Genomic DNA, 25900 nt, shown 5'->3' with positions numbered 1-25900 from the left:
TAACTCGTGCAAAAGCTATACATTTTTGTACATGCCAGCCTACCTACCTTCGCGGACAGTGGTAAAACAGAGCGTCAACATTCATTTTTACCCACCCTTAAATGCCCCGATCAAGGTAAAGCAAAAATACATTTTTGTATAGCTTTTTAGTATATCGTTGTTCGTAGCTACTATACTACCTCGTGCAAAAGCTATACATTTTTGTATTTGGCAATCTCTACCTACATTCCTGCAATGTCACTGAGGTTCTTCGTCGCCACCAGTTCCGCTACTCGATCATAGTCAATGACATACTCATGTCCATCTCCGCCCTTTTGCTTAGGCTTTTTCTTGATTTCAATCCCAAGCTCACCCATAATTGTATTGAACACCTTCATCTTCGCCTCTGGTGCAGTAGGCGTTTTAAAGTTGGTGGCAAAGAATAGATTGATATTACATAGATTGTCATTCGCATATTTAGCCAAATCATCAATTTGTGCTTGCGTGACCACCCATTTCAACCTCGCCCCGTCCTGCTTTCTCTTCTTCGACGCTTCTCGATATTTGTTTGATTTTGAGCGACATAATAATTTAGCATCATTGAATCGCAATTCACTTGCACCATGCAGCTTGGCTTTTGCCCAAACCTCTGCATAGCTAATTCCTGTTTTCTCTTGAGCTGCCTCCAATATATCTCTCTTCGCCGTGCGGTGGCCATAATCAGTAATAGCCTTCTTGCTTTTCACATTTTCACGCTCCCACTTGTCACGACCAATTGCATCAATTCTTGAGTCTTTCAACAATCGAGCATTCCTTACTACCTTATCGAATCCTTTCTCCTTGAACGATTTGATTTGATCAATCGTCACATTAGCTGGCGATTTCAAATCGAAGAACTGAGAAATCCAATACTTGGTCAATGCCTTTCTATCATCGCCACGAACATTCTTTGCCGAATTCAATTCACTATACTCTTCAAAGGATAGGTTATCCGCATCAAGTATACTGTTAAAATATGCATCACCCGATGGGTCTTTCCCGATGAGCAACATCTCACCGCCTGCTCCAGACAGATTATCATTTTTGTGAACCTCAATGATAGCCCAACCATCATCAACCTTCAACTCAACAAATTGATTGACGCGATTCTCCTTCCACTTCTGTTCACACCATCGAATTCGTGATTCAACGTCAATGTACAGCTCTTCCATATCCGATAGGCGCCCGTTTCTATCGAGTCCAGTAAAGCTTCTCGTTATCATCTCGCGCCTTGTCGGCCCTGAGCGAATCGCCATTTCGCTGTTGAACAGCGCCTTTGGCCCGCTATGCAGCCACACCTTAATTGATGGGCAACTGCGTACTCTGCTGATTGCCTGATCGCAGTCCTGAAACGTATAGACGCTCCGATCAAATATCCCAATCACCATGTCAAACCATTTCACATCAATGCTGACGCCGGTACTGAGAACTGAATTGGCGATTATCACGTGATACTTCATGGCTTCTTCATTTGGATTGCCAAAGAACGCTTTTGCCTGCAATGAATCACTTGTCATTCCAGTCAGCGTCAGGACTTTGATTGGCTTTCCATCTGGATCGCAGACGAATTGCAGAAGCGATGTTAAGGTGTTCGCCAAAGCAAGTTCGCCAACAGGAACATAGACACGCTTTCCCTCTGCAACTGCTAACGCAAGATCGGCCACAAGATGTTTCTTATCCTCGTACACTTCAATAGACTGAGTCGTCTGCCATTCATTCACTATTGAAATTGACTGCTCTTGTTCGAAACTGCTGCGCAGTTTCGAAATCAAGTGAACGGTGAGATCACCGGTCAAGTCGGCATCTGAGCATATAATTTGCTTTGCGTTATTAATCAGCCAAACCAATATGTTGAAGATTAGACCGCGATCTGCCTTTGTGGTTTCGCTAATCAGATGCCGAAACATTTGCTCCGACTCATCCAAGACGAGTACATCTGGTAGTATGTCTATTTTAGGGTTATAGCGAATCAGACTATCAACACTAATTACGTATTTTTTCTGAAGCTCGGGTTCGTCGAGATAGCAAGAAAGGCCAAGTTCATTTGAAAGGGATTTCGCCAACGACCGTCGATGCACCAAAGCTAATATCCCACTGGACTTCGGAAGAGTGTTTAAATATTCTGCCAAGAACCTTGTCTTGCCTGTTCCTTTTGGTGATTTGATAAAGACAGTTCCCGCATTGCGCAGATCGATTCCAGCAACACGCACCTCCACTGCGAGACGTTTCCCATTAAGATGAAATACCTTGATTGGAGATGCCGATAATCCACCGCCAACCCGAGATTCGCCACCGCCTGGTTCCCGCTCCGTGGCGTAAGCCGCCAGTCCTTCCTTAATGATCATTGGGGCTCCTTCTTCGTACTCATACGCTTCTTCTGGGCAATCTTCGCGAGTCCAGCAATAATCGGATCGACCGCAACCATATCCATGTAGACCCTGCCGCATCGCTTGCATTGAAGAAATGGTCTCCCGCTGGTAGTAATCCCTGCAAATTCCGATGGCATTGTGTCGCTGTGAAATGGGCATCGCACACGAGAAATCTTTCGGTCGATGTCGCGCACGAGAACCCCGCCATTGGCCGTTTCAAGCCAATCATCAGGTTTCAATTTGAAACCACTTGGCGCTGGCCCTGTTCCCATTGAGCGATGCGTTGGGGTGACTGGCATGGCCTTCAAGATGGACTCGAACATAGTCCAGTCCAGCAAGTCGCCTTCGGTGCGCCATGCTTGGACGTGGGAAACATCTTCGGCGCGGACCGATGGCAAGATGAAGATTTGTCCAATCGAGAGTGTCGAATTGTCGAGTAGTTCGGGGTGATGGTCTTTCACCAAGTCTTGTAACCAATGAGCAATCGCAGGTTGCAACCGTACGAAGTCCCCGACCGACATACGCACTGAAAATGGACGCACAACGCGGAACTTGTCAATACGTTCCACTTGGTGATTCAGTGAGGTATAGCAGACATACTCGCACCCAGCGAACACATGGCGCACAGCAGCGATAGGCAACGCGCCGTCGAAATCCAACACCAACATGGAAAGCTCGACGAGGTTCGACTTATGACGCCGTACATGAGTGTGACTGAACTGCACTATCGGCAATCCGTTGTCGTGGCAACCATTGTTTACGGTGGAGTCGGAAATGCTCTTGTAACGCCATCCATTGAACAAAGGCAGATGCGCCTTTGGCATTGTTGCAATGGTATGGCTGGCTGTTATCGAACTTGAAAATTGACCCCACGTAGTTTCAACGGACTTTGCCGCGTTGTCCGACATTTCATTGAATTTGGTAATGCAGATAGGTAGTTCGCAATTTGACATAAATATTTCTCATATGAGATATGCACCGTCAGCGATGCAAAGATTGATTTTTACAATCTAATTTCTATTGGCGTTTTAAATAGGCGTGACGATCCAACGTCATGAATTGCAATGACTCTTTGCCCACATAGAAATTAGCTTGCTGAGCTACGGCTATGTTGCCTCGCCACGTGCGATTGCACGCAGCAAGGTAAGCCGACGTCAGATATGAAGATTAATCAGGAATTGGAACAGGTGCATCTGCCGGATCAATAGACCGTTGAATCTCATTAGAGGAATCGACTTGACCCATGTCCGAAGTAGTCAAATTTTCATTACCGATATTCGCATCCACCACAGTCGCAGCACTAACAATTGCCACCGGCTCTTGTTGGACGATGGACGATGGTTCGGCATTCAATACTGGACTTGGCATAGGAGATTCGATGACTGCCTTGATAATCAAGAAATCATCTTTGTTTTTACCCTTAATAAACTTCGGCGCATTGCCGAAACCAGACCAAGTCTTGTCGGAGTCAGGGTCTTTATACTTTGGAGGGTTTAAAGATTTCTTGTTATCGTTCGTCGCACTCTTTTTTGGAAACAGGTCTTCCTTTGTGATTTTATACTTCGCAATCGCAGGCAGCATATTGGCAATAACAGGCTTCCGCTCTTCCAATAAAGCTTGCTTGTCTTGTTGATCGAGATCGTCCAACTGACTCAGCAGCAATTGGCGCTTGAGTTCACGGTCGTTCATGGATGGGGAGATTACGCTAACTGGGGAGATAGTAGTCATTTGTTGTTCCATATAAAAAGTTAATAAAATATTCAAATTAATGCCAAGGCGTGCAAGTACATTGTCAAAGTGACGAATATACAAAAAGCCCAAGCAACAAGACCAATCAAACAGCTATCAACATTGCGTTGACCACCAAAGGTCCAAATTTCGAATATTATTTTTATAGGGTCGAACCAAACATCAATCACGAACGCGCCAATGAATATCGGCATAACCAACGCAAATACGTTGCATTAACGTTCTCTGACCTCGCTTTAAAAAGCGAGAAAATGAAACAGAGACGTATCGTGCCAGACTCCATTGCCAAGTGTCAACACTTTTTTCAAATTTGAATCATGCAAGTTCCACTTTATAAATACAGTTGACAAATAACAATTACCCAACTCGATGCAGGAAAATACAATATGAGAACTACAAAGACTCCCTCATACGACGTGGAAGCGATCTATCCAGAGTCGTCGATGACGCCTCTCACCCTACGCCCAATGGGTACTTTAGCGCATGAGTGGCTAGTGAACGTCTTACCCCCTGGACGTAAATTTGGACTGCCGTCGCTGGATGCGTATACATATAGTTGGGTGCCAGCGGCGAACTATGTCGTAGCGGGCTCACCCTGCACTGGCGCTGCATCGCTGATCCTGACGCTGGCAGAGAATTTTGCTACTCATGGTGGACACGTCATCTGGATTGGCATCACCGAGGACTTGGCCCGCATGTGCGAACAGCTTACGTTCAAGATCGCTGGCCTCGACCTCGCCGATGCTGGCGCTCGTGTCCAACTCGACGTCTTCGCACACATCAAACTTGCGTACGCGCGCGAGCAGATCGGGAAGATGTGGATCGACTTCTGCAACGTCGAGGACTGCGGCGATACCGACGTTGAACGGGAATTTATTGCATCGGTTTCATCATTTAAGCCAACGCTGATCGTAGTCGATGAATCAATTTTCGACGAAGTGACACTCAACCCGTTCGAGGTTCTGGTCCGACAAACTCATGCTCGACGCATGGTTGAGGAACTACGCGGGACGAACCCGACGAGTAGCGTGTTGTGGCACTTGCCAATGCGCGATGGTGTCGCAAGTAGCATAACCATGCAGCGTCCATCGCTTGATGATCTTCCCGACGCTGTCAGCATCATCAAGCCAGAAGTTGTGCTGTTCACCAACCGCGACAGCGGATCGAACAATGCCGAGCTGATCGTCGCCACCAACGCCTACGGAACTACCGGCACAGTACCAATGAATTTCGACGCCAAGCGCTCGACTTGGCGTGAAATCGACATTGCGGCTTGAACTGTGGCGAATGGCAAGACCCTGGTCTCGTCGGCTTACTTTGACGAGAGTGCGCTAGGTCGATCAGGCATCAGTCCAGACCTAGCACTACCATTCTTGAGGATTGAAGTCCCAGGGACGTTCCTGATCGTGTCTCGATGCTGGGAGGTTAACATTCATGGTTGATCTGCAAGACTCGTGGCCTATCATTTGAACAGACGGCCAACTTGATCTCCATTGCCAACTCGACGGCCCTGCCATTCGAAAGTATACTTCGACGATGCGCAGTAATACCCTAGTGGCTTTCCGTTCGAATCGTACGCGACGACATTCCCATTTGCCCGCGTCTCCGTGCATCCAATTCTGCGACCAGAACCATCAAACATTGCTGTGCTTACCATATCGTGGACTTCCAGAAGCCGCTAAGCGCCGTTATTGCCAAGTTCAATTTTTACTTGGGTCGGATCATCAAAATCCGGATACACCACTCGAAATCCGCCACGCTTAGCCTTAATCGTAAAGAATCGTCCGATCTCTTTTCTCGATGCATAGCGACCGCGAATCCCCCTGCCAGTGCGCTCCGGCGCCGTTCGGTATGACGCCGCAATATGTGCTTCGACTTCCTCTGCCGAAAAGCCGTCTTTAATCAATTCAATACGCATGTATTGAATGTGTTCTGGTGTGTCCAACGAACCCGCTGGAAAGACCCGAACGACCTCAATGAGGCGGCGGATATGCTCGGCCAATGTGGCGCGAACGGTGAACAACTTGTCGCCGGAAAAAGTTGCTAGCCGAACAATTAAATCTCGAACGGACTCAACCTCTTCCAAGCGATGACTGCTGGAAATTTCAGCAGTTTTCAGTTCGCTAACAAGCGCTTCCCTCGAACCCTTCAGGATTTCCACTTCTTGTTCGAGGTCGCGAATTCGTGTGAGTATCGACTTAGGTGTGTCGCCAAGTTCCAGGGCGATCATGAGCCGTTCGAGGCGTTTCGTGGATTCTTCAATCGCTGAATTTACCGATTGGAGTTGCTCGCTTATCGTGAGTTTTCGCGTATTTTCTCCTTCGATCATACTCGGATCAGAAAGCAATTGCTTTAGCTGAAGTACCCGACAAAAGGTCAGAAAGCTTTGTTCGAAATCCTTGTAGGCCCATTGAACAGCGAAGCAACCCCGTCCACGCCTCGCACCGTCACAAACCAATACCTTCTTACCCGGCCTCTTCACTTCACTACCGTCGGCAGACCGAACGCGCTGAGCGGCTCCACCGGCCAGAATCATCGTGCTACCACAGTATCCACACTTCACTATCCCACTCAACAAATTGGGAATGTCTGTACCCTTCCTTGCCCTAGCCCCGGCGAACAGGCGCTGGGCTCGAATGTTCTGCAAATGGAAAAATTCTTCCTTGGAAATCAGCGCCGGGTAGTAGTCAGGAATCGGATTGCCATGCGGCGTCAATTTGCCACCATTCCAAAGCTGCGGCTGGAACTCGCCGTAGAGCGCAGTGCTGGTAATGATCTTATTGATATATGACGCATGCCAACCTTTTCCGTGCGCTGAAAGAGACGGCTCAGCCCGCTCGTTCAAACGCTTCGCAATCTGCGCTTGACCCATTCCCGCTTTGACGAGCCCGACGATTTCCATGATCAACTTGACGCGATCTGGGAGGAGGTCGAATTCGGTCTTGTCCGCATTGAGGCACATCCATCGTGGGCACTGAGCAGTAAGTTTTCGACTCCCCATGTTTGCGCGCTTGTTCTCCCACGCCGCCAGTAGTCGTCTACTCTTCGTAGCGGACTCCTCGTGCGCCCGCGCCATGATGGTAATTGAGATGATTAGATTTCCGAAATTGCTGCCTACCGTTTCCGTGTTGTAAACCATATTATCGACAAGCGTGACAATGGTGATGCCCTGCCGCATCATAGAAATGAAGATCCCGAGCGCATCTAGTACCTTATCGCGAGAGAGTCGATCCAGTGACTCAACTAACAAAAATGATCCCGGCGCAATTCGGCCTCGTTCGACCGCCTTCAGAAATTCACCAAGTGCTCCGCGAATAATGTTTGATCGATCAAATGCCGACAGACCAAGATCATGCATATGAAGCGAATTGTCCAGCGTTAGGCCGTGTTTGGTTGCGTAGCTTTCGGACAACTCCGTCTGCCTGCGCAGTGAGTCACCCTTCTTTTGTTCGGAAGTGGAGAAGCGGATGTAGCTGTAGGCGACTGGCACGGCAGGTGTCCAAGATAATTTCCAATAGGCAATTATATCACTACTCTGGTTGATGTATTCATAGACCACTTACTGAGATCAGGTGACTGATCCCACTGCGCGCAAACAGCTGCCAGTCGTCCTGTTCGATGGCGCGCTGGTCGCCCACCACCAGGGCGACAATGACGCCCGCATACGGCTTGGCCGGCAAGGCACGCAGGATGCGGGCACGCAAGACCGCGCGGCTGCGCTCGACCAGATTGCCGAAGTTAAACACAAAGGGCGCCAGGCGCTGGTTGCTGCCCGCCTCGGTCCGCACATAGCCGGTGGCGCGCACGCCCTGCTCGAGTAAGACCATTTCGTAATCGAAGCCATCGGGGTTGGCGCTGCCGTGCGGGCGCTGCAGGCGCACTGCCAGTTGCCAGCGCTCGCCCGGCAGCACCGCCGGCACCGGTGTCTGCGGCCCCTGGCGGCCGCCGACACCGGCGTACCAGGACAGGGCCAGGCGCGGCGGCAGCGGCGCCGCGCTGGCGCCGCCGACCACCTGTTCGACCGTGAACTGAAAGCGCACCCCCTGCTCGAACCGGTAAGGCAGGCTGGCGATGGTGCCGACCACGGTCAAGTTGCGCCCTTCGTCGGCCTCGGCCAACTGCGGCGCCAGGCTGGCCGAGGCCAGTAGCGCTGCCCAGCACAGGCCGAGCATGGCGCCGGCAATGGCGGCGCGCAGCGCGCCGCGCAGCAACAGCAACAAGCCGACGGCGCCCAGCGCAAGGCCGCACAGCAGCTCGCCGGGCGGCAAACTGGCGCAGGTTTGCAGCGCCATCGCGCCCGCCACAAAGCCGACAATTGCACAGCGCATCGTCTTCTCCTGCCGTAAAGTGACCAGTGTCGCGGCCCGGCGCAGCGCCGGCTTTGGCGGGCGTCGAAGGTGGTGCGCGAGGCGCCGACGATCGCTCCTGCAGTCACGGGCGCAACCCAACTGACCGCAGCAGGGGACGCGCGCGCGCAGCGCAGGCTGCCTGTCCCGATTGTGTGTTGTTGCACAATGTGCTACATCGCAGACATGCGACCGGCGCCGATTCGCCCGGCCAGTCGCGCCAGTGCCCCTGCTTTCGACGCTCTTCTCAACGATTAGTTGCCGCGTCAAACCAAAAAGCGACATAATCAGCAGCGCAATGGCGTCGTTTTGCTATACAGCACCCAATCCACCATCGACTGTTTTCGCCATGATCGAACCTGGCTTTCCCACCCTGCTGGCCCACCCTGCCCTGAGCTTTTTTCTGGCCCTGCTGGCCTTTGGCGTGGCGGCGACGGCGCTGGTGCGCGGCGGCCGCGCGCGCGCCGATGGCGGTCAGTTGTACTGGCGCCGGCTGGCGCTGCTGTCGGAAGTGCTGCTGGCGCTGGCGCTGGTGGGGCTGCTGGTGTTCGGCGGTCGCCTGGCGCGGGTCAGCGACCAGGTGTTGCTCGCACAGACCCTGCTGCAAGCCCAGGCCAGCGCCGACGAGCGCGTCGGCGCCATCGTCAAGGCGCAGTGCGCGCCGCCCGCACGGCTGGCCAGCGGGCGGCGCGGCGCCGACCCCGGCGGCGCCAAGCTGACGCCGTTCAATCCCGGCGTCGCTGCCGTCGACCTGTGCGCGCTGGCCAGGGCGCGGCCGCTGCCTGGAGCCGGCGTGCTTGAATGGCAGATGGCGGCGCATTCGCTGCGCGACTTCGGCGCGCGCTACCCGGGCTGTGTCGACAATGTCTTTAGCCGCAACAACGATTGCGAAAGCACGGTGGTGGCGGCGACTGCCCTGGCCGCGGCGCTGGACCAGGTCGCCGCAGCGCTGCAGGCGTCCCAACGCCACGGCGCCACCATGCTGGCCATCCATGCCGACAGCGGCCCCGGCTACGCCATGCTGGCGGCGCTGCTGGCGGCAGCGGCCATCAGCATCCGCATCGCCCGCGCCTTCAGTGAACTAGGTCAGCGCATATAGTTGCGGGGGCAACAGCGCGCCCAGCCGCGGCAGCGCTGCCAGCGCATTGCGAGCGGTCTGCGTCGCCACCAGCTGCGGCGTGCTGCCGCGTAGCTGCGCCAGTGCGGCGCCGATCGCCGGCAGCTGCTGCGGGCTGTTGCGCGCCGGGTGCAGCCAGGCCGGTGAAATATCGGGAGCGTCTGTTTCGAGCACGATCGCCTCCAGGGGCAGGTCAGTGGCCAGCCGCCGTATCTGCAGCGCGCGGGTAAACGTCATGGCGCCGCCAAAACCGAGCTTGAAACCCATCTCGATAAACATCTGCGCCTGCTGAAAACTGCCGTTGAACGCATGGGCGATGCCGCCGGCCGGAGGCAGGCGGCGCAAGTGTTTGAGCACCTGGTCTTGCGAGCGGCGCACGTGCATCAGCACCGGCAGCTCAAAGTCGCGGGCGATGCGCAGCTGCTGCGCAAAAAAATGCGCCTGCTTCTCGCGCATGGCCGGCTCGGTCAGCGCCGGTACAAAAAAATCGAGACCGATTTCGCCGATGGCGACAAAGCGCGGATCGCCGATCGCCGCCGCCACCCGTGCGCGCAACAGCAGCAAGTCGTCTTCGCTGGCAGCGGGCACGCACAGCGGGTGAATGCCCAGCGCGTAGCTGGCGTTCGGCACGCTGGCGGCCAGACTGGCGGCCTTGTCAAAATTATGCCGGTCAACCGCCGGAATGACGATCATCGCCACGCCAGCATCCGCGGCGCGGGCAGCGACCGCGCGCGACTGCTCGACGCCGCCGAATTCGTGGGCGTCGAGGTGGCAATGGCTATCGATCCACAGCATGGGGACTGATCAGGTTTCTAGCGCTTGCAGGCCGTGCTCGGTCAGGCGGTAGACGCGGTCGCAGCGCCGCGCCAGTTCGATGTCGTGGGTGACGATCACAAAGGCGGTACCGAGGTTCTTCGACAGCTCGAGCATCAGATCGAACATCGATTGGGCGGTGGCGTGATCGAGGTTGCCGGTCGGTTCGTCGGCCAGCACGCAGGCCGGCAGGGTGACCAGCGCGCGCGCCAGCGCCACCCGCTGGCGCTCGCCGCCCGACAGTTCGCCTGGGCGGTGAGTGGCGCGCTTGGCCAGCCCCACGCGCTGCAGGATGGTGCTGGCACTCAGATTGGCGTCCGCGCGCTTCTGCCGACGAATCAGCAGCGGCATGGCGACGTTATCGAGCGCGGAAAACTCTGGCAGCAGGTGGTGGAACTGGTAGACGAAACCCAGATCGCGGTTGCGCAAGTCGCCGCGCCGCGTTTCCGACAGGGTGGCGAAATCCTCGCCATTGAGGCTGACGGTGCCGCGGCTGGGCGTATCGAGCCCGCCCAGCAAATGCAGCAGGGTCGACTTGCCGGAGCCGGACGCGCCGACGATGGCCACGCGCTCGCCCGGATAGATGGCAAAGTCGACGCTGTTGAGCACATCGACGGCGTACTCGCCCTGGCGGAACGTCTTGCCCAGCCCCGTGCAGGTAAGTACGGGCTTGCGCGCAGTGCTGAACGGTTCGGCGATAGATTCGGCGATAGATTCGGCGACAGAGTCGGTGGCAGATTCGTTGGCAGGCATGGCACTCACGGAAGGATTATTCATAACGCAGCGCCTCCGCCGGCTTCACCCGTGACGCCGCATAACTCGGGTACAGGGTCGCCAAAAACGCCAGCACCACGGCCAGGCCACCGATGCGGCCGACATCGGGCCAGCGCAGGTCGGACGGCACGGTACTAATAAAATAAATGTCTTTCGACAGGAACTGCACGCCCAGCAGGTGCTCGATGAAGGGCACGATGACGTCGATATTCATCGCCACCAGCACCCCAAAACCGACCCCGATGGCCATCCCCATCAAGCCCACCAGCGCGCCCTGGATCATGAAGATCTTCATGATCGAGGCGGGCGACGAACCGAGCGTGCGCAGGATGGCGATATCGGCCTGCTTGTCGGTCACCGTCATCACCAGAGTCGACACCAGATTGAATGCGGCCACCGCGATGATCAGGGTCAGAATAATAAACATCATTTTTTTCTCGGTCTGCACGGCAGCGAACCAGGTCGCATTGGCCTGCGACCAGTCGCGCACCACCAGCGGCCCGCTCATGCTCGCCTTGAGCTGGTGCGCCACCTGGGGCGCCTGGTGCATGTCGCTGATGCGCAGGCGCAGGCCGGACGGGCCTTCCAGGCGCTCCATTTTTTCAGCGTCTTGCAGGCTGATAAACGCCAGGCCCGAATCGAATTCGTAGTGGCCTGCTTCAAAAATACCGGTGAGCGTGAACGTGCGGGTGCGCGGCAGCATGCCGGCCGGCGTGGTCTGCGCCTGTGCCAGCAGCATGGTCACCTTGTCGCCGATCGACAGGTTGAGGGCGCCGGCCAGGGCGTAACCCATGACGATATTAAACGAGCCCGGTGTGAGGTCGGCGAAACTGCCCGCCTTCATCTGGCGGGCGACGTCCGACACCTTGCCCTCTTCTTCCGGCAGCACGCCGCGGATGATGGCCGGGCGCATGACGTCGCGCACCAGCATGCCCTGGGTCTCGACAAACGGCGCCGCACCGGTGACGGCCGGATTGGTGAACGCTTCACGGCGCGACGCCTGCCAGTCGGGCAGCGCGCCGCGCGGGTCGAACACTTCGATGTGCGCCAGCACCGACAGCATGCGGTCGGTGACCTCTTTTTGAAAACCATTCATCACTGACAGCACGACGATCAGGGCAGCCACGCCAAGGGCGATGCCGGCCACGGAGATGAGCGAGATGAAGGAAATAAAACTGTTGCGGCCACTGCGCTTGCCGGCGCGCGTATAGCGCAGGCCGACCAGCCATTCATAGGGCAGTTTGTCGATGATGCTCATGTGCTCCAACGGGAAATTCGGATGAGAGCGAAGTGTGCCACACAAAGTCGGCTGGCGTCAGCCTTGTCACTATTGAATCATCGACTGGCGGCGCCGGCGATTCCCTGCGATGCCCTACAATGGCGGCATGACTGAATTGACCGTATTGCTGCCGTTTGCCCTGCCCCCCGCCGAACTGGCTGCCGACCTGGTGCGCGCAGCCCGGGCCCCCCATCTGGCGGCGCTGCTCGCGCGCAGCGCCAGCTGCCGCCGCAGCAACATCGATGGCGGCGGCCGCAGTCTGCCGCATGAGCGCGTGCTGGTGCAGCTGGCGGGCTTGAATGACGCCGGTTTGCCGGGTTTGCCGGGTTTGTCGAGGTTACCATTCGCCGCTGCCGTCATGCGCGGCTTTGGCCTCGATCCGGCCGTCGCCGATGCCGATGCCCACTGGTGGATCGTCCAGCCGGCGCACATCGAAATCGCCCGCACCCACCTGTTGATGAGCGACGCGCGCCGCCTCGGCCTGGCCGAGTCGCATGCGCGCGCGCTGTTCGACAGCGCCCGTCCCTACTTTGAAGAGCTGGGCCACACGCTGGTCTACGGCGACGCCGGCACCTGGTTCATGCGCGCCGACGCCTGGGCCGGGCTGGACACCGCCAGCCCGGACGCCACCGGCGGCATGAACCTGACCGACGCCATGCCGGTGGGCGCCGCCGCGCTGGCCTACCGCAAGCTGCAAAACGAAGTGCAGATGCTGTGGCACAGCCATCCCGCCAATGGCGAACGGGAAGCACGCGGCCTGCCCGTCATCAATGGCTTCTGGCCGTGGGCTGGCGCGAGTGCAGGCAGCGCCGGCAGCGTTGCTTCGCGTGCGCTGGCCAGCGCCAACGCGCCGCCGTGGATGGCGGCCCTGGGCAGCGTCGTCCACGGCAGTGTCGCCGACTGGCTGCAGGCGCCCGAGCGGCCCACCACCTTGGTCGAGGCCAGCCTGATCGGCCCGGCCCTTGGCACCGACTGGGCCGACTGGCTGCAGCAGCTGGCGCGCATCGACCGCGAAGTGCTGGCGCCGACGCTGGCCGCCGTCAAGGGTGGCCTCAAGCTGCAGCTGGTGCTCAGCCACCGCAGCGCGCTACTCGAAGTGGGGGTGAGCGCCCTGTCGCAGCGCCGTTTCTGGCGCCGTCACAGCCTCGACCGGCTGCTGGGCTGAACGCAGCGGCACCATCGGCACATTCCGCACAATCGAAGCACCACCTTTATTTCACTGTCCCTTCACCCGAGCTGCCATGACCCGCATTGCCACCCGTCCCTGTTCTTTCCGCGATTCCGAAATGCTGCGCCAGGGCGGCGTGCACCCGGTGCTGGCGCGCCTGTATGCGGCGCGCGGCCTGCGCGATGCCCGTGAACTGTCGAGTGAATTGTCCGCCCTGATGGCGCCATCCGGACTGCTGCACATCGACGCCGCCGCCGTCTTTCTGGCTGACGCCATCGCGGCCCGTAAAAACATGGTGATCGTCGCCGACTACGACTGCGACGGCGCCACCGCCTGCGCCGTCGCCCTGCGCGGCTTGCGGGCGATGGGCGCCAGCGTCGACTTCATCGTCCCCAACCGCTTCGAATACGGCTATGGCCTGACGCCCGAGATCGTCGCGCTGACCGCGCGCGAAAAAAACCCCGACATCATCATCACCGTCGACAACGGCATCGCCAGCATCGATGGCGTGTTAGAAGCGAACCGGCGCGGCATCGAAGTGGTGGTCACCGACCACCACCTGCCCAGCGACACCCTGCCGGCCGCGCGCGTGATCGTCAACCCGAACCAGCCCGAATGCGGCTTCCCCAGCAAAAACCTGGCGGGCGTCGGCGTGGTATTTTATGTGCTGCTGGCGCTGCGCGCCGAATTGCGCCGCCGCGGCGTGTTCGACGCCGCCAGCCAGCCCAAACTCGACAGCCTGCTCGACCTGGTGGCACTGGGCACGGTGGCCGACGTCGTCAAGCTCGACTCGAATAACCGCATCCTGGTGGCCCAGGGCATCAAGCGCATGCGCGCCGGCCGCATGCACGCAGGGGTGGCGGCGCTGTTCCGGGTGGCCGGCCGCGCGCCGATCAGCGCCTCGCCGTTCGACCTCGGTTTCGCCCTCGGACCGCGCCTGAACGCCGCTGGCCGCCTCGACGACATGTCGCTGGGGATCGAGTGCCTGGTCACCGATGACGAAGGGCGCGCCTGGGCGATCGCCCAGCAGCTCAATGAAATCAACCTCAAGCGCCGCGAAATCGAAGCGGACATGCAGGACACCGCCCTGCTGCACCTCGATGCCTTCGAACCGGCCGACAGCAGCACCATCAGCGTGTTCGATCCCGGCTGGCACCAGGGGGTGATCGGCATCGTCGCCTCGCGCCTGAAAGAAAAATACTTCCGTCCCACCATCACCTTCGCCCCCGGTGTCGACGGCTTTATCAAAGGCTCGGGCCGCTCGATCCCCGGCTTTCACCTGCGCGACGCCCTCGACCTGGTGTCCAAGCGCGCGCCCACGCTGATCGATAAATTTGGCGGCCACGCCATGGCCGCCGGCCTGACCCTGCGCGCCGACGCCTTTGATGCCTTCGCTGCCGCATTCGAGGCGGTCGGCAAGGCATGGCTGACCACCGCCCAGCTTGAACGCGTGATCGAAACCGACGGCCCGCTCGAAGACGCCTATTACACCACCGCCTTCATCGCGCTGATGGATGGCGAAGTGTGGGGCCAGGGCTTTGCGCCGCCCATCTTTTGCGACGAATTCCGGGTCGTCAGCCAGCGCATCTTGAAGGAGCGCCACCTCAAGCTGCTCCTCGAGCGCAACGGCCAGCGTTTCGATGCCATCTGGTTCGGCCATACGGCCGCCGTCAGCGAGCGCGCGCGGGTAGCGTTTCGGCTCGACGCCAATGAATACAATGGCGTGACCAAGGTGCAATTACTGGTCGAACACGCGGAACCGGCCTAAGGACCCGCACCACAGGGGCTTGCAAGCATTTCGATTCAGGAGTATAAATACTCCATTACTGGAGTCATCATGAATCTCGCCTACGCCTATCCGAAGAGCCGTTACGAACCTGCCGTGCTGGTCGACCTCAACAACCGCGCCGAGCGCGAGCGCTTGTCGAAGTCGGCGCTGACCGGCTTTTTCAAGCTGATCGCCGCCTGGCGCCTGCGCGACGAAGACGCCCGCGAGCTGCTCGGCGGGCTGTCATCGTCGACCTTTTACGAGTGGAAAAAAAACCCCGGGCGCGTGCTCGAGGTGGACCGCATCACCCGCATTTCTTACCTGCTGGGCATTTACAAGGCCCTGCACATCCTCTACGGCGACGTGCTGGCCGACGAGTGGCTGACGCTGCCGAACAGCAATCCCGTGTTTGGCGGGCGCACGCCGCTGTCGCAGATGCTCGCCGGCGGCTTGCTGGCCATGCAAACGGTGCGCAAGCTGCTCGACGCCCGCCGCGGAGGTTTGTGATCTTGGCGCTGCCACCGCTGCCCCCCTTGACCCTGCTGCGCCAGCTCGACACTTGCCGCCTGATCCCGTCACGCTTTGCCGACCTCGAAGACTCGGTGCTGGCGCCCTTGTCGAGCGACGACAAGGAGCTGGCCGACCTGTTCGAACTCGATAACGCCACCAATGAACGCCTGCGCGGCGAGTACGGCAGCCTGCCTGGGATCGGCGTCGACGAACTGGTGTTCGGGGTGCCGAATTTCCGCATCGTCAATGCGGCGTACACCTATCCGCGCCCGGAGGGCAGCCGCTTCAATGATGGTGAACGGGGCGCCTGGTACTGCGCCTTCGAGATCGCGACGGCGCTGGCCGAGATCGTGTTTCATAAAACCGTTGAATACCAGGAAATTGGCCGTTTTAATGACAGCGTCAGCTACCAGGTCATGCTGTCGGACTTTAGCGGCACCTTTCACGACCTGCGCGCCGACGCCGCCGCTTTTGCCGCCGCGCTGGCGCCGGACAGCTATATCGCCTCGCAGGCGCTGGCGGCGCAGCTGCTCGAATTGGGCTCGATGGGTATCATCTTCCCCAGTGTGCGGCGATCTGGCGGCACCAACCTGGCCTGCTTTCGGCCAGCCCTGGTGGGCAATGCACGCAAGGGTGGCGCCTACCGTTTAACCTGGAGCGGCGCGCCCGCGCCCCTTATTGAACCACTCTGACTGACTCAAAAAACGCACCATGCTCAATCCCGACAAAGACACTGAACTGCACCACAAGATCAACAGCGAAACGGCGCGCCTGCTGTGGGCCGAGCTGCAGCGCCATTTCGCCCAGGGCACGGTGATTTTTGTCAGCCCCGCGCTCGACCTGATCGACGTCGCCGTGCGCATCTCGCACGACGACAAGGCCAGCATTGCCGCCTGGCTGGCCGCCGGCACCATCGGCAAGGTCAGTGACGAACAGGCGCAGGCCTGGAGCGAGTCCGGCAGCGCGCTGTGGACGTCGATCGTGCACCCGTTTATTTTGGTTCAGCAGGAAAAAGCCCGGCTCAATTGAAGCAGGGCGACTGGCACGCGCAGCGCGGCGCCTGTGGCAACTTTTTACAAGCGCACACTGCGCCTTATCGCCAGCCTGGGGACAGGTGCCGATCCGCACGGCCAATCGCACCAGTCACCCTGCGCACCAGTGCCCTGCCTAACGCGACAAATCAACGCCATACAGGGCAAAGCCGCGGCCAGCACCATCATCGAGCTGCAGCTGCGTCACATTGCTGATCCCCGCCGCCTGCGCCAGCGCCAGTTTGCCGGGCGGCGCGTGAAACACCACCGGTCCGCTGGTTGCCACCCTGGCGAACTGCCAGCTGCGCCGGGCGCCGTCGGCAGCCTTCAGGTGCCCGGCCGCCCTGATCGCAGCAATGAGTACATCGCGGTTGGCGTCGGGCGAGGCCAGCACGGTCTTGCTGCCATCGAGCCCCGGAAAGCCGCCGCCACCGCTGGCGCGGTAATTATTGGTGGCGACGATGAAGCGGTCGTCCGCAGCGACGGCTTTACCCAGGTAGCGCAGGTGAACGATGCGCTGGCCCGGCGGGCGCGTCACATCAATCTCGTAGCGCACGTCGCTACTGGTGAGCATATCGAAGTTATAGCTGGGGAAGGCTGGATTGACCAGCTCCTGCGCCGTCGTGCGCGCCGGGTCGATGGTATTAAAACGGCCAGCCGCATGCTCGAGCCAGGCCAGCAGTCCAGCGCCATCGACCTGCACCGCATACAAGGTGTTCGGATACAGGTACAGGTCGGCCGCATTGTTCAGCGCCAGCGGACCGGCGGCGACATCGGTATAGTCGCCCACCCCCGCCGCGCCGCTCTTGAAGGCCGAGGCCATCGATAGCACCGGCAGCGCCCCGTACTGCGGCAAATTGGCCTTCACATAACGGCTGACGTAATCGCCCTGTGCCAGGTTGACGGCAGCAAGCGCGCTGACGTCGCCGACATCGGCAAAATAGCTCGACATGCGAAACTCGCTCGCACCAATCGGCGTCTTGACGTAAGCGATGGTGGCCGCATGCTCGGCCGCGACCAGCGCCACAACGCCCGCATCGGCGGCCACAAACGATTGGTCGGCGCGCTGGGCGGCGCGCGCTTCGACCGTGGTGCGTGACTTGTCGATCTGCCAGTGGGCGCCGTCCCAGCGCAGCTGCAGGCCGATCACGCCGACATGCTTGCCCCACAGGTTGGCCATGGTGGTGGGTACACCGTGCACCGTGCCGGCCACCTTGTCGACCCCCGGCAGGTTGAACTGCGCCACCGTGCTGGCCGTCTGCGGGAACAGCTGGTGCGAGTGGCCGATCAGCATGGCGTCGATGCCAGCCACCTGCGCCAGGTACCAGTTGGCGTTTTCCATCGACGGCGCATACGGACTGTTATCGAGCCCGCCGTGCGAGATGGCGATGACGATATCGGCGCCGGCGGCGCGCATCTGCGGCACATAGCGGTTGGCCGTTTCGACCACCCCCTCGGTGTACACCTTGCCATCGAGCCAGCGCTTGTCCCACTCGACGATGGTGGGCGGCGCAAAGCCGATGATGCCGACCTTGAGCACCGCGCTGACCGCCTTGCCATCGGCGCCGATGGCGTCGATGCGCTTGTCGATGATGTTGTACGGCGCGAACAGCGGCCGCCGCGTCTTGCTGCTATAAACATTGGCCAGTACCTGCGGGAAGGCGGGCCCGGCGCAGCGCGGCGCGCTACTGTCGACGCCATCGACCTCGAAGTGGCTGCCGGTGACCTGGTTGAGGTAGGCCAGGCCATAATTGAACTCATGGTTGCCGATGCCGCCCCCTTCCATGCCCAAGTGGTTCAAGACCTTGTAGACAGCCAGGGTGTCGCTGCAGGCGAGCGGCTTGACCAGCGCCTGGTAGTCGGCCAGCGCGGTGCCCTGGATGGTGTCGCCATCGTCGAGCAGCAAGGTGTTGGGGAATTCGGCGCGGGCGCTGGCGATCAGGGTGGCGGCGCGATCCAGACCAAACGACTGGTCTTCGGCCAGCTTGTAATAATCGTAACCGACGACGTTGGCATGAACGTCGGTGGTCTCCAGGACAGCCAGGGTGGCGCTGGCGCCGGCCGCCAGCGGCGCCGGTGCGCGCGGCCCGGCGCAGCCGGCCAGCAGCAGGGCCAGCGTCATTGAGGGCAGCCGGGGCAGCCGGGCCGGCGACGGCAGCTGGCAAGTCAAAGCAGTCATGGCAGGGTTCCGCACATTGAAGAAAGCGCTCATCATAAGGCAGCGCCGCCACCCTGGCGAGACTGCCGCAACTATCAGGCAACGCCACCCGCGCTCCGGTATAATGGCATGCTCAATTCATACTACGCAAAGACACCAAGATCATGGAAGCTGAACGCATCAACGCCCTCTCCGCCCTGCTCAACGACCTGACCGGTCGCGAAGCCGAACTTCGGAGGTATCTTTGACTTCGATAAAAAGTCAGAGAAACTAGAGCAAGTCAACGAAGAGCTGGAAGACCCCACCGTCTGGAATGATCCCAAGCGGGCGCAGGATCTCGGCAAAGAGAAAAAAGCCCTCGAGGGCGTGGTGGACACGCTGATCCGCGCCGACGCCGATCTGAAGGATGCACACGACCTGTTCGCCATGGCGCGTGAAGAAGCCGACGACGACACGCTCGAATCGGTGATCGCCGACGCCGATGCGATCCTCAAAATCATCGAAGGCATGGAGTTCCGCCGCATGTTCAGTGGCCAGCTCGACGCCAATAACTGCTTCATCGACATCCAGGCCGGCGCCGGCGGTACCGAAGCGCAGGACTGGGCTTCGATGCTGCTGCGCCAGTACCTGCGCTACTGCGAGCGCAAGGGTTTTAAGGTCGAGATCCTTGAACAGTCCGACGGTGAAGTGGCCGGCATCAAGACCGCCACCCTGAAAGTCGAGGGCGAATACGCCTACGGTCACCTGCGCACCGAAACGGGCGTGCACCGCCTGGTACGCAAGTCGCCGTTCGACTCGGCCAATGGCCGCCATACCTCGTTCACCAGCCTGTTCGTCTATCCGGAAGTGGATGACTCGATCCAGATCGACGTCAACCCGGCCGATATCCGTGTCGATACCTACCGCGCCTCGGGCGCAGGCGGCCAGCACATCAACAAGACCGATTCGGCCGTGCGCATGACGCACGCCCCCACCGGTATCGTGGTGCAGTGCCAGAACGACCGCAGTCAGCACCGCAACCGCGCCGAGGCCATGGAAATGCTCAAGGCCAAGCTGTACGAGCACGAAATGCGCAAGCGCATGAGCGAGCAGCAAAAGCTGGAAGACTCGAAAACCGACGTCGGCTGGGGTCACCAGATCCGCTCCTACGTACTGGACCAGTCGCGCATCAAGGACTTGCGCACCAACTTCGAGACCGGAAACACCAAGGGCGTGCTCGATGGCGACCTTGATGATTTCATCTCGGCGTCCCTCAAGCAGGGCGTCTGATGGCTGCCACTCACGCCACCGACGCCACCGACGCCACTCATGCCTTCATCTTCGACATGGACGGCACCATCGTCGACAACATGGCCTACCACACGCGCTCGTGGATCAGCTTTTTCGAGCAGCGTGGCATGGCCATCGATGGCGAGGCGTTTTTCTGTGCCACGGCCGGTCGCCAGGGCAAGGAGATCATCCGCAGCCACCTCGGTGAACACTTGACCGACGCTGCCGTCACGGCGCTCAACGGCGAAAAAGAAGGTGTCTACCGCGCCCTGTATGGCCCGCACCGGAAAACCGTCGCCGGCTTTGACGCCCTGATCGCGCGCGCGCAGGCCGCCGGCATCAAGCTGGCCGTGGCCACTGCGGCGCCCGTGGCGAATATCGAATTTACCCTCGATGGCCTCGACCTGCGGCGCCATTTCGACGCCGTCGTCGGCGCTGCCGATGTCGCCCGTGGCAAGCCCCATCCGGACGGCTTTTTGCTGGCCGCCGAACGGCTCGGCGTCGCCGCCGGGCACTGCATCGTGTTCGAAGACGCGCCGCTGGGCGTGGAAGCGGCGCGCAACGCCGGCATGCGCTGCGTGGTGCTCACCACCACCCTGCCGGCAGCGGCGTTTGCCGCCTATGACAACGTCATCGCCATTGCCAGCGATTTTGCGGCGCTCGATATGGACGCCCTGTTTTCACTCACACTAAAAAAACCATGACCACGGAACTCCAGGACCAGGCCGCCTCTCCGGCTGACGAAAACAAGATCATCGGCGAGCGCCGCGCCAAGCTGGCCGCCATCCGCGCCAAGGGCATCGCCTTCCCCAACGACTTCCGCCCGCAGCACAAGGCCGCCGCGCTGGCCGCCGAATACGGCAGCCGCACGCGCGAAGAACTCGAAGCGACCCCGGTCGAGGTGGTCGTCGCCGGCCGCATGATGTTAAAACGCGAAGCGGGCAAAAAGGCCGCGTTTGCCACCTTGCAGGACGCTTCCGGCGCGCGCGCCGACGGCCGTATCCAGATTTACGCCACGCTCGACCTGACCGGTGCCGAGGCGATGGAAGCGCTGCACCACTACGACCTCGGCGACATCCTCGGTGTCGAAGGCACGCTGTTTAAAACCAAGACCGATGAACTGACCATCAAGGTGCGCAGCCTGCGCCTGATCACCAAGTCGCTGCGCCCGCTGCCGGACAAATTCCACGGCCTGTCGGACCAGGAAACCAAGTACCGCCAGCGTTACGTCGACATGATCATGAGCGAAGAGACGCGCCGCACCTTCAAGGCGCGCACCGCTGCGCTGTCGTCGATCCGCCGCTTCATGGAAAAGAACGACTTCATGGAAGTGGAAACGCCGATGCTGCACAGCATTCCTGGTGGCGCCGCGGCCAAGCCTTTTATTACGCACCACAATGCGCTCGACATGCAGATGTTCCTGCGCATCGCCCCTGAGCTGTACTTGAAGCGCCTGGTGGTGGGCGGCTTTGACCGCGTGTTCGAAGTGAACCGGAATTTCCGCAATGAGGGTGTGTCGCCGCGCCACAATCCGGAATTTACCATGATGGAGTTTTACGCCGCCTACACGGACTACCAGTGGATCATGAACTTTACGGAAGCGGTGATCCGCCAGGCCGCCGTCGATGCCCACGGCACCGCCGAGCTGACCTACGGCGGCCGCGCGCTCGACCTGTCCAAACCGTTCCACCGCATGACCATCGTCGAGGCGATCAACAAGTACGCCCCCGCCTACAGCAACGAACAACTGCACGACCTTGAATTTTTGAAGGCGGAACTGCTCAAATTTGGCGTCAAGCCGTTTTCAACCTCGGGCCTGGGCGCGCTGCAACTGGCGCTGTTCGAAGAAACCGCCGAAGCGCAGCTGTGGGAACCGACCTTCATCGTCGACTACCCGGCCGAAGTGTCGCCACTGGCACGCGCTTCCGATACGGTGGCCGGCGTCACCGAGCGTTTTGAACTGTTCATCGTCGGCCGCGAAATCGCCAACGGTTTTTCGGAGCTGAACGACGCTGAAGACCAGTCGGCACGCTTTTTGGCGCAGGTCGCGGCCAAGGATGCAGGCGACGAAGAGGCGATGTTTTACGACGCTGATTACATCCGCGCGCTTGAATACGGCATGCCGCCAGCCGGTGGCTGCGGTATCGGCATCGATCGCCTGATCATGCTGATCACCGATTCGCCGAATATTCGTGATGTGATTCTGTTCCCGCACCTGCGCCGCGAAGAGTAACAGTAAGGGGGCAGCTTGCACCTGCGGTGCCAGCGCCCCCATTCAAATCCTGCTGCTTATTGAATTACCTTGTAGCACGGGATGTATTCCTTGCCCGGCAGCTTCATCCGGCTTTGCGCAACGAACGACGCCAGCAGCGCGTCCATCGGCCCCATGATGGCGGCGTCGCCGTGGATCTCGAAGTGGCCGTGCTGTTCGATCGCCCGAATCCCCTCGTCTTTCACATTGCCCGCCACCACGCCGGAAAACGCCCGCCGCAAATTCGCCGCCAGCAGGTGCGTCGGCTGGTCCTTGTGCAGGCTGAGCGAACGCATGTTCGCGTGGTTGGGCTTGAACGGCCGCTGGAATTCTTCGTCGATCTTGAGCAGCCAGTTGAAATAATAGGCGTCGCTGCGCGACTTGCGGAACTCGCGGACTTCCTTGATCGCCGTCTGCATGGTCTGCGCCACCAGCTCCGGATCGTCGACGATGATCTGGTAGCGCTCCTGCGCCGCTTCGCCCAGCGTGGTGCCAATAAAAGCATCGATCTGTCTGAAGTAGTCGCGCGACGATTCGGGCCCGGTGAAAATCAGCGGAAACGGTATCGATGCATTCTCCGGGTGGAGCAGGATGCCGAGGATGTATAAAATCTCTTCGGCCGTACCTGCGCCGCCCGGGAACACGACGATGCCGTGGCCGGTGCGCACGAACGCCTCGAGGCGCTTTTCGATGTCCGGCATGATCACCAGGTCATTAACGATGGGGTTGGGCGATTCAGCAGCGATGATGCCCGGTTCGGAAATGCCCAGGTAGCGGCCATTGCTCAGGCGCTGCTTGGCGTGGCCAATGGTGGCGCCCTTCATCGGCCCCTTCATGGCGCCGGGGCCGCAACCGGTGCAGATGTCGAGGTCGCGCAGGCCCATCTGGTAGCCCACCTCTTTCGAATAGTTGTACTCGACCCGGTTAATCGAATGGCCACCCCAGCACACCACCAGGTTGGGATTGCGCATGGGCCGCAGCACATTGGCGTTGCGCAGGATGTGAAAGACCGCATCGGTGATGCCATCCGAGCGGCTCATGTCGAAACTGGGGCTGTCGGTGATTTCATTGCTGATAAAGACGATATCGCGCAGCACCGCAAACAGGTGCTCGTGGATACCCTTGATCATCTTGCCGTCAACAAAAGCGATCGCCGGCGCCCCCTTGATATCGAGCTTGATGCCGCGCTCGCGCTGGACGATGTGGATATCAAACGATTGATACCGTTCCAGCAGTTCCTTGCCATCGTCGATGGAACTGCCGCAGTTCAGTACCGCCAGCGCGCAGCTGCGGAAGATCTCATACAGGCCGCCCTTGCTGGTATCGAGCAGCTTGGCCACTTCGGCCTTGGAGAGGACTTCGAGCCGGCCGTCCGGCGAAATGAGGGTATCGACAACGTCGTAGTCCATGGGGCCTTCCTTTTTTAATCCTGGTACGGGGCCTCAATATACGATAAATTTTAGGGCCCCGTGGAGGGTTCGTGCGAATGGTGCGTTGCGACAAATATGCGCTATTTAGCACAGTGGCCAAAAGTTCGCTGGCGCTATCGAATTTACATTAGAATGCAGCCGGTATCGAATCTGGGTGGCGGGCGTCATGCTTACCGGCGTGGCCATGCTGCTTTTTTCATATGATTTATCCATTCATAATTTTAAATATTTTGGGGGAACCCCGCATGAGCGGTGCAGCTACATCCGACCAGCCAGTCGTCGTCCCGGAGTTCAAGCAGATCTTGGGTCATCCAAGTCCGCTGTGGATGTTATTCATGACCGAATTCTGGGAGCGCTTCGCGTTCTACGGCATCCGCTGGGCCCTGGTGCTCTACATCGTCACCCAGTTCTATGGTGGCGCTGCAGTCGGCGAAGCCGATGCCAACCTCACTTACGGTTCTTACCTGGCGCTGGTGTATGCAGGCGCCGTCTTCGGCGGCTACGTTGCCGACCGCGTGATCGGTTACCAGCGCTCGATCCTGATCGGCGCCGCCTTCATGGCCGCCGGCCTGTTCGCCATTACCATTCCCGACCCGAATGTGTTCAAGCTGGGCCTGGCCACCATCATCGTTGGTAACGGCCTGTTCAAACCGAACATCTCGACCATGGTCGGCAAGCTGTATGCGATCAATGACACCCGTCGCGATTCCGGCTTTACCATTTTCTACATGGGGATCAATGCGGGCGCCTTTATCTCGCCGATCCTGACCCAGATTCTGGCCCAGCGTTATTTCAACGTCGGCGATGTCCCAGCCTATAAAGTGGTGTTCTTCGCTTCCGGCGTCGGCATGCTCATCAGCCTGGTGTGGTTCGCCATTGGCCGCCGCACCCTCAAGGGCATCGGCGCCCCCGTCGGCGCTGCCCAGAACCCCATGCGCATGCTGATGGTGGTGATCGGCGCCGTGTGCGTGATCCCCGTCATGTACGGTTTGCTCAAGGCCGGTGCCGGCAACCTGCAAATCGTGCTGTCGATCCTGTTCGTGATTTTGGCTGGCATGCTGATGGTCGAAGGTATCCGCGACGGCAAGGTGGCGCGCGACAAGACCATCGCCATGATGATCATCTTCGCTTTCAATATCCTGTTCTGGATGTTCTTCGAGCAGGCGGGCAGCTCGTTCACCTTCCTGGCCGAAAATATCGTCAACCGCGACCTGGGCTTCATGCAGTTTCCCACCGCCTGGTTCCAGAGCGTGAACTCGATCGCCATCATCGCCTGCGCACCGATCGTCGCCTGGGTCTGGGTGGCGCTGGGCCGGCGCAATGCCAACCCCTCGATTCCGCGCAAATTCGGCCTTGGCATCATCTTCAATGCGCTCGCCTTCGGCCTGCTGATCTACGCCCTGTCGGTGCTGGTCGGCGCCGATAACAAGATCCCGTTCTGGACCCTGTTTGCCGTCTACTGCATCCAGTCGGTCGGTGAACTGTGCCTGTCGCCGATCGGCCTGTCGATGGTGACCAAGCTGGCGCCGACCCGCCTGGTCGGCCTGGGCATGGGCGGCTGGTTCCTCTCGACCGGTATCGGCAACAACCTGTCCGGCATTTTTGCCAGCCATGTCAGCGGCGAATCAGGCATGTCGGTGGCGTCGGCGCTGTCGGGTTACACCTTCGGCTTCTGGTCGCTGCTGGCCGGCGGCGTGATTCTACTGGCGCTGGCGCCACTGATCCAGAAGCTGATGCACGGCGTGAAGTAAGCGGACGGCGTCACCATACCAGCAGTAAAAAGAAAAGCAGGCCTGCGAGCCTGCTTTTTTTCGTCCTGGTGTTCGTCCTGGTGTTTTATAGCGATGCCG

The 25900-nt window shown here is 59.3% G+C and carries 21 protein-coding genes; 11 read left to right on the top strand and 10 right to left on the bottom strand.

All coding sequences use genetic code 11. The features are described 5' to 3' along the window. Positions 1 to 221 precede the first annotated feature (221 nt). The 3 genes from ACP7BZ_RS18820 to ACP7BZ_RS18810 form a co-directional block, all read right to left on the bottom strand. On the bottom strand, positions 222 to 2363 hold the full coding sequence (locus ACP7BZ_RS18820; protein WP_426115964.1) for a plasmid replication protein, CyRepA1 family: 2142 nt from the start codon (positions 2361 to 2363) through the stop codon (positions 222 to 224). Then, positions 2360 to 3340, bottom strand: a complete 981-nt coding sequence (locus ACP7BZ_RS18815) for a hypothetical protein (protein ID WP_426115962.1) — start codon at positions 3338 to 3340, stop codon at positions 2360 to 2362. The genes ACP7BZ_RS18820 and ACP7BZ_RS18815 overlap by 4 nt, the downstream gene beginning before the upstream one ends. A gap of 214 nt (positions 3341 to 3554) precedes the next feature. Continuing rightward, positions 3555 to 4076, bottom strand: a complete 522-nt coding sequence (locus tag ACP7BZ_RS18810; protein ID WP_426115960.1) for an H-NS family nucleoid-associated regulatory protein — start codon at positions 4074 to 4076, stop codon at positions 3555 to 3557. A 503-nt stretch (positions 4077 to 4579) separates the two neighbouring features. Here ACP7BZ_RS18810 and ACP7BZ_RS18805 point away from each other — a divergent pair. Continuing rightward, the gene (locus ACP7BZ_RS18805; protein WP_426115958.1) at positions 4580 to 5413 is read left to right on the top strand and encodes a hypothetical protein; all 834 of its coding nucleotides are present in this window, start codon (positions 4580 to 4582) and stop codon (positions 5411 to 5413) included. A gap of 401 nt (positions 5414 to 5814) precedes the next feature. On the opposite strand, the gene ACP7BZ_RS18800 is transcribed toward ACP7BZ_RS18805, so the two are convergent. Together ACP7BZ_RS18800 and ACP7BZ_RS18795 are read right to left on the bottom strand one after the other, a co-directional pair. After that, positions 5815 to 7626, bottom strand: coding sequence for a recombinase family protein (locus ACP7BZ_RS18800; RefSeq protein WP_426115956.1), 1812 nt, complete (start codon positions 7624 to 7626; stop codon positions 5815 to 5817). 58 nt (positions 7627 to 7684) lie between these two features. Then, positions 7685 to 8464, bottom strand: a complete 780-nt coding sequence (locus ACP7BZ_RS18795) for a ComEC/Rec2 family competence protein (protein WP_426115954.1) — start codon at positions 8462 to 8464, stop codon at positions 7685 to 7687. A gap of 367 nt (positions 8465 to 8831) precedes the next feature. Here ACP7BZ_RS18795 and ACP7BZ_RS18790 point away from each other — a divergent pair, with 367 nt between their 5' ends. After that, positions 8832 to 9581 (top strand): hypothetical protein, encoded by a 750-nt coding sequence (locus ACP7BZ_RS18790; protein WP_426115952.1) that lies wholly within the window; start codon positions 8832 to 8834, stop codon positions 9579 to 9581. Here ACP7BZ_RS18790 and ACP7BZ_RS18785 read toward each other — a convergent pair. From ACP7BZ_RS18785 to ACP7BZ_RS18775, 3 genes are read right to left on the bottom strand one after another with little or no spacing between them, the layout of a single operon-like run. Next, complete coding sequence (locus ACP7BZ_RS18785; protein ID WP_426116101.1) at positions 9564 to 10391, bottom strand: TatD family hydrolase; 828 nt, start codon at positions 10389 to 10391, stop codon at positions 9564 to 9566. The two genes, ACP7BZ_RS18790 and ACP7BZ_RS18785, sit on opposite strands and share 18 nt — an antisense overlap. Before the next feature lie 12 nt (positions 10392 to 10403). Further along, the gene (gene lolD, locus ACP7BZ_RS18780) at positions 10404 to 11189 is read right to left on the bottom strand and encodes a lipoprotein-releasing ABC transporter ATP-binding protein LolD (protein WP_426115950.1); all 786 of its coding nucleotides are present in this window, start codon (positions 11187 to 11189) and stop codon (positions 10404 to 10406) included. Further along, positions 11182 to 12444, bottom strand: a complete 1263-nt coding sequence (locus ACP7BZ_RS18775; RefSeq protein WP_426115948.1) for a lipoprotein-releasing ABC transporter permease subunit — start codon at positions 12442 to 12444, stop codon at positions 11182 to 11184. Before ACP7BZ_RS18775 ends, lolD begins: the two co-directional genes overlap by 8 nt. Positions 12445 to 12571: 127 nt before the next feature. Between ACP7BZ_RS18775 and ACP7BZ_RS18770 the strand changes: the two genes are divergently transcribed. The 5 genes from ACP7BZ_RS18770 (at position 12572) to ACP7BZ_RS18750 (ending at position 16940) form a co-directional block, all read left to right on the top strand. Continuing rightward, complete coding sequence (locus ACP7BZ_RS18770) at positions 12572 to 13630, top strand: hypothetical protein (protein ID WP_426115946.1); 1059 nt, start codon at positions 12572 to 12574, stop codon at positions 13628 to 13630. A gap of 76 nt (positions 13631 to 13706) precedes the next feature. Beyond that, positions 13707 to 15401 (top strand): single-stranded-DNA-specific exonuclease RecJ, encoded by a 1695-nt coding sequence (gene recJ, locus ACP7BZ_RS18765; protein ID WP_426115944.1) that lies wholly within the window; start codon positions 13707 to 13709, stop codon positions 15399 to 15401. Positions 15402 to 15470: 69 nt separating this feature from the next. Next, positions 15471 to 15908 carry an MbcA/ParS/Xre antitoxin family protein gene (locus tag ACP7BZ_RS18760; RefSeq protein WP_426115942.1) on the top strand — a complete coding sequence of 146 codons (438 nt, stop codon included), beginning with the start codon at positions 15471 to 15473 and terminating at the stop codon, positions 15906 to 15908. Positions 15909 to 15916: 8 nt separating this feature from the next. After that, positions 15917 to 16603, top strand: coding sequence for an RES family NAD+ phosphorylase (locus tag ACP7BZ_RS18755; RefSeq protein WP_426116099.1), 687 nt, complete (start codon positions 15917 to 15919; stop codon positions 16601 to 16603). 19 nt (positions 16604 to 16622) lie between these two features. Continuing rightward, a complete protein-coding gene (locus ACP7BZ_RS18750) occupies positions 16623 to 16940 on the top strand; it encodes a DUF2288 domain-containing protein (protein ID WP_426115940.1) in 318 nt (105 codons plus the stop codon). 138 nt (positions 16941 to 17078) lie between these two features. Here ACP7BZ_RS18750 and ACP7BZ_RS18745 read toward each other — a convergent pair whose 3' ends face one another. Next, positions 17079 to 19121 (bottom strand): bifunctional 2',3'-cyclic-nucleotide 2'-phosphodiesterase/3'-nucleotidase, encoded by a 2043-nt coding sequence (locus ACP7BZ_RS18745; RefSeq protein WP_426115938.1) that lies wholly within the window; start codon positions 19119 to 19121, stop codon positions 17079 to 17081. Between the two features lie 143 nt (positions 19122 to 19264). Between ACP7BZ_RS18745 and prfB the strand changes: the two genes are divergently transcribed. The 3 genes from prfB (at position 19265) to lysS (ending at position 22602) form a co-directional block, all read left to right on the top strand. Continuing rightward, a protein-coding gene (gene prfB / locus ACP7BZ_RS18740; RefSeq protein ID WP_426115936.1) for a peptide chain release factor 2 occupies positions 19265 to 20369 on the top strand; the annotation gives its coding sequence in 2 pieces (ribosomal slippage) (positions 19265 to 19345 and positions 19347 to 20369; 1104 coding nt in all). Continuing rightward, on the top strand, positions 20369 to 21073 hold the full coding sequence (locus ACP7BZ_RS18735; protein ID WP_426115934.1) for an HAD family hydrolase: 705 nt from the start codon (positions 20369 to 20371) through the stop codon (positions 21071 to 21073). Before prfB ends, ACP7BZ_RS18735 begins: the two co-directional genes overlap by 1 nt. Next, entirely contained in the window at positions 21070 to 22602 is a 1533-nt protein-coding gene (gene lysS / locus ACP7BZ_RS18730) for a lysine--tRNA ligase (protein WP_426115932.1), read from the top strand. The genes ACP7BZ_RS18735 and lysS overlap by 4 nt, the downstream gene beginning before the upstream one ends. Before the next feature lie 56 nt (positions 22603 to 22658). Here lysS and ppnN read toward each other — a convergent pair whose 3' ends face one another. Beyond that, entirely contained in the window at positions 22659 to 24029 is a 1371-nt protein-coding gene (ppnN, locus tag ACP7BZ_RS18725; protein WP_426115930.1) for a nucleotide 5'-monophosphate nucleosidase PpnN, read from the bottom strand. A gap of 266 nt (positions 24030 to 24295) precedes the next feature. Between ppnN and ACP7BZ_RS18720 the strand changes: the two genes are divergently transcribed. Beyond that, positions 24296 to 25801 (top strand): peptide MFS transporter, encoded by a 1506-nt coding sequence (locus ACP7BZ_RS18720; protein WP_426115928.1) that lies wholly within the window; start codon positions 24296 to 24298, stop codon positions 25799 to 25801. Positions 25802 to 25900: the final 99 nt, after the last annotated feature.

The organism is Massilia sp. PWRC2 (assembly GCF_049896725.1).
Taxonomy (GTDB): Bacteria; Pseudomonadota; Gammaproteobacteria; order Burkholderiales; family Burkholderiaceae_D; genus JAFCUW01.
Note: the sequence above shows the minus strand (reverse complement) of the source record. Positions and strands in the feature narration are given on the sequence as shown.

Excerpts from the sequence above, each read along its gene's own strand:
- ACP7BZ_RS18820 (WP_426115964.1), bottom strand. The coding sequence starts at position 2,363 with ATGATCATTAAGGAAGGACTGGCGGCTTACGCCACGGAGCGGGAACCA.
- ACP7BZ_RS18815 (WP_426115962.1), bottom strand. The coding sequence starts at position 3,340 with ATGTCAAATTGCGAACTACCTATCTGCATTACCAAATTCAATGAAATG.
- ACP7BZ_RS18810 (WP_426115960.1), bottom strand. The coding sequence starts at position 4,076 with ATGAACGACCGTGAACTCAAGCGCCAATTGCTGCTGAGTCAGTTGGAC.
- ACP7BZ_RS18805 (WP_426115958.1), top strand. The coding sequence starts at position 4,580 with ATGACGCCTCTCACCCTACGCCCAATGGGTACTTTAGCGCATGAGTGG.
- ACP7BZ_RS18795 (WP_426115954.1), bottom strand. The coding sequence starts at position 8,464 with ATGCGCTGTGCAATTGTCGGCTTTGTGGCGGGCGCGATGGCGCTGCAA.
- ACP7BZ_RS18790 (WP_426115952.1), top strand. The coding sequence starts at position 8,832 with ATGATCGAACCTGGCTTTCCCACCCTGCTGGCCCACCCTGCCCTGAGC.
- lolD (WP_426115950.1), bottom strand. The coding sequence starts at position 11,189 with ATGAATAATCCTTCCGTGAGTGCCATGCCTGCCAACGAATCTGCCACC.
- ACP7BZ_RS18775 (WP_426115948.1), bottom strand. The coding sequence starts at position 12,444 with ATGAGCATCATCGACAAACTGCCCTATGAATGGCTGGTCGGCCTGCGC.
- ACP7BZ_RS18770 (WP_426115946.1), top strand. The coding sequence starts at position 12,572 with ATGACTGAATTGACCGTATTGCTGCCGTTTGCCCTGCCCCCCGCCGAA.
- recJ (WP_426115944.1), top strand. The coding sequence starts at position 13,707 with ATGACCCGCATTGCCACCCGTCCCTGTTCTTTCCGCGATTCCGAAATG.
- ACP7BZ_RS18760 (WP_426115942.1), top strand. The coding sequence starts at position 15,471 with ATGAATCTCGCCTACGCCTATCCGAAGAGCCGTTACGAACCTGCCGTG.
- ACP7BZ_RS18750 (WP_426115940.1), top strand. The coding sequence starts at position 16,623 with ATGCTCAATCCCGACAAAGACACTGAACTGCACCACAAGATCAACAGC.
- ACP7BZ_RS18745 (WP_426115938.1), bottom strand. The coding sequence starts at position 19,121 with ATGACTGCTTTGACTTGCCAGCTGCCGTCGCCGGCCCGGCTGCCCCGG.
- ACP7BZ_RS18735 (WP_426115934.1), top strand. The coding sequence starts at position 20,369 with ATGGCTGCCACTCACGCCACCGACGCCACCGACGCCACTCATGCCTTC.
- lysS (WP_426115932.1), top strand. The coding sequence starts at position 21,070 with ATGACCACGGAACTCCAGGACCAGGCCGCCTCTCCGGCTGACGAAAAC.
- ppnN (WP_426115930.1), bottom strand. The coding sequence starts at position 24,029 with ATGGACTACGACGTTGTCGATACCCTCATTTCGCCGGACGGCCGGCTC.
- ACP7BZ_RS18720 (WP_426115928.1), top strand. The coding sequence starts at position 24,296 with ATGAGCGGTGCAGCTACATCCGACCAGCCAGTCGTCGTCCCGGAGTTC.